The 3,389-nt window shown below is 38.6% G+C and carries 3 protein-coding genes; all 3 read right to left on the bottom strand.

Features of this window, described 5'->3' with window-relative positions; translation table 11 throughout:
• A partial coding sequence (locus ENL20_02830) for a GxxExxY protein (protein HHE37490.1) occupies nucleotides 1-102 on the bottom strand: 102 nt, incomplete at its 3' end.
• Nucleotides 103-154: 52 nt separating this feature from the next.
• Nucleotides 155-1,537 (bottom strand): phosphoribosylaminoimidazolesuccinocarboxamide synthase, encoded by a 1,383-nt coding sequence (locus ENL20_02825; protein HHE37489.1) that lies wholly within the window; start codon nucleotides 1,535-1,537, stop codon nucleotides 155-157.
• A 126-nt stretch (nucleotides 1,538-1,663) separates the two neighbouring features.
• Nucleotides 1,664-3,310, bottom strand: a complete 1,647-nt coding sequence (gene purH, locus ENL20_02820; protein HHE37488.1) for a bifunctional phosphoribosylaminoimidazolecarboxamide formyltransferase/IMP cyclohydrolase — start codon at nucleotides 3,308-3,310, stop codon at nucleotides 1,664-1,666.
• Nucleotides 3,311-3,389 lie beyond the last annotated feature (79 nt).

Here is a 3,389-nt window from a genome sequence, read left to right as displayed (position 1 = left end):
TTCATAAGCAGATTCCAATAATCCGGGTCCTAATGTTTTGTGAACTTGGAAAGAAGCATCTATAATTTGCTTTCCGATTTCTTCAAGTTTTTCTCTTTCCATATTGAATTCTCTTTTTTTCTTAACCTTGTGTCCTTCGCGACTTTGCGGTGTATTATTTTCGTATTTCCTCATCAGCATTTATCAAAGATTCTTTTATATCCTTGATTTCTTTAATAAAAAGGTCCTTCAATCTTCTGATATTCAAACTACGAAGTGCTGCTAATGCAGCAGAACTCACATCGATAACCGTCATAGCAGGAGTTTTGGAAGGCATCACCAGCGAAGAATTGACATTCACCATCATATCGATCTTGTCTTTGAAGGGTGGACAATTGATCACCGGAATTGCCAGATTTGCCGCGAGAGCACCACCAAGTCCGTTCGATCTTCCGGCAACTGCAATCACACAACCAGGTTCTAAAGTATTGTTATAAATTTCAGCAATGCTGGGAATTCGTTCTCCGTTTTTATGGGCAGAAGTTACTCTTATATCGACAAAAATATCGTATTTATCCAGAACTGCTTTGATCTTCTTACAATGCTCGATGTCCATGGGAGAACCCATGATGATGGAAACAAATCCGTCTTTTATTAGTCCTTCTTTGACCAGATGGTTATAAATGCGAGTGCGTATATCCATTTCACAAACATTGAATTTGGATCCGGTGATTTTCTCAAAAATATCTGCATATCTTTTTGATGCTTCTTCAATTACACCATCAGGAAGAACATTCGGAACTTCTCCATTAACCATGTTATTCAAAAGCCATTGGCGGATGTATTCCTTATCCATCGAATCGACATTGAATCGATTTTTTTTATACGCTTCTTTATCCCAGAATCGTGAAGAATCCGGAGTGTGAATCTCATCGATCAGGATCACTTCTCCATCCAGCAAACCGAATTCGTATTTTGTATCGACCAGGATTATTCCTTTTTGTTCCAGTTCTTTTGTTCCCAACTCGAATAGTTTTAGGGAGATTTTCTTCATTTTATCGTAAATCTCTTTTGATGTCCAACCTTCCTTAACAATATCTTTGGGAGTAATTTCGCGATCATGTTCTTCTTTTGTTGTCGGAGTTACGATCGGTTTTGGAAACTTCCGGTTTTGAGTTAACCGGTTTTTAACTCTCACTCCGGAAAAAACTCTCTGTTTATTCTTATAACCTCGCCACATCGAACCGGTCAAATATCCACGTACGATCATTTCCACTTTGATCGGTTCCGCTTCTTTCACCAGACTGATATTCGGATCGACCGCTTTGATAAAGTGATTATCCACAATATGACGAGTTTTCTCAAACCAGTAATTCGTGATCCCGTTCAGGACTGCTCCTTTATTGGGAATCAAATTATTCAAGACACTATCGAAACTGGAAACTCTGTCGGATACAACGATCATCCTGGTTTTGTCGTCGATCCTGAAACTTTCCCTAACCTTTCCTGAATGGATTTTTTTAATTTGCGATGTGTAGATCTTATCTAAACAATTCATCTTTTTCTCCTTATTTTTACCGCAAAGACGCAAAGGACGCGAAGTTTTATTATTCGTCAAATTCTTCTTTGCAGTTAATATTTCTCCTTTTTTTTTCTTTGCGATCTTTGCGCCTTCGCGGTGATATCAATGTTTAAAATGTCTGATGCCGGTGAAAACCATTGCTACACCAAGATCATTACATTTCCTGATCACTGCTTTATCTCGAATCGATCCTCCGGGCTGGATGATTTTTCTGATTCCTGCTTTCGCTGCTAATTCTACATTATCTGCAAATGGGAAAAATGCATCCGAAACGAGAATCGCTTTTCCCAATTCCTGTTCGAAATATTCTTCAAATCCTTCCTGACTTGCCGACTCGCTGACCTGCTGACCTGCTGACCTGCTATTAAATTCGTTTCGTAAATTCTCTCTCGCTTTTTCAATAGCAAGTTTTGTGGATACAAGTCTGTTTGGCTGACCTGCTCCCATGCCAAGAAGTTGGAAGTTTCCATTTTCCACTTTCCGAACGATAATGATGGAATTGGATTTTACCTGCCGCATTGCTTTGATACCAAATTCGATCAGTCCTTTTTTGGAAATTGTATCGATCTGCTTTTCCGTAACATTTTCCAGTTTATCGTAAAGTTTATCATCACAATCTTGCAACAAGAGCGAACCGGAAAGATATTTGATCTCAAATTTTTGTTTGGAATGCTGCGGATTGAATTCAATCACTCGCAGATTTTTATGGAATTGGAGATATTGCAGAGCATCGTCCGAATATTGGGGAGCAATCACAACTTCCACGAATTTCCGTAATCGTTTATTTTCATTGTTCAGGTTCAGGAATTCGACCGTCTTCAAATCAAGCGGTTTATTAAAAGCAATGATCGAACCGAACGCAGAGATCGGGTCACCATTCCAGGCATCTTCAAAAACCTGTCTCTGATTTTCTCCTTCTGCTAATCCGCAGGGATTATTGTGTTTGATAATCGCACAGCCGAATTTCTGCAAATCTTTAACGGAATCGACCGCACTTTGAATATCGGAAAGATTGTTATAGGAAAGTTCTTTACCGTGCAGAATCTTCATATCTGCCAGCGAATTTTCCGCTCCAACTTCTTTATAGAAAAATCCTTTCTGATGAGAATTCTCTCCGTAACGAAGTTTTTTCCCTTCTATAAAAGCCAATCGCAATGATCGTTCTCCTGCTTGTCTATCCATAGTTGTTGCTATCAAAGCATCGTAATCTGCAGTGTGATTGAATGCTTTTCGCATCAATGTGAATCTTGTATCATACGAAAGGCTTCCATTCTGCGCTTTGAGTTCATCGATTATTTTTGCATAATCATTCACATCTACGATAGTTGCAATATATTTAAAATTTTTGGCTGCTGCTCGCACCATTGTTGGTCCACCGATATCGATGTTTTCAATCAAGGTTTCCAGATTTGCATTTTGTTCTTTTACTTTGGCAAAAGGATACAAGTTACAAATAACTAAATCGATTGGTTCGATGTTTAATTGTTTCGCTTCTTCGCTATCATTTTCTCTATCAAATAAAAGAGCAGACTCGATATTGAAAGAAATAGTCTTCATCCTGCCACCGAATGCTTCCGGATTTCCTGTTACTTCTTGAATATCAGTAACTTCGATTCCTGCTTCTTCCAGAACTTTTTTTGTGCCGCCTGTTGAGATGATTTCTGTTTCAAATTCTTTTAGAACTTTTGCCAATTCTATGATTCCGGTTTTATCGGAAACGCTTAACAGTGCTTTTTTGATTTTTAACATTTATAACCTCTTTTTACACACCCCGCAACTGAAGTTGCACCCCTCTCAAGAGGGGAATCACCTTAAAATCTCCTCTTGA

The organism is Candidatus Cloacimonadota bacterium (assembly GCA_011372345.1).
GTDB lineage: Bacteria > Cloacimonadota > Cloacimonadia > Cloacimonadales > TCS61 > DRTC01.
This window is presented reverse-complemented; position numbering and strand designations above follow the sequence as displayed.

Coding starts and splice junctions, on each gene's coding strand:
- ENL20_02825 (HHE37489.1), bottom strand. CDS start 1,537: ATGAATTGTTTAGATAAGATCTACACATCGCAAATTAAAAAAATCCAT.
- purH (HHE37488.1), bottom strand. CDS start 3,310: ATGTTAAAAATCAAAAAAGCACTGTTAAGCGTTTCCGATAAAACCGGA.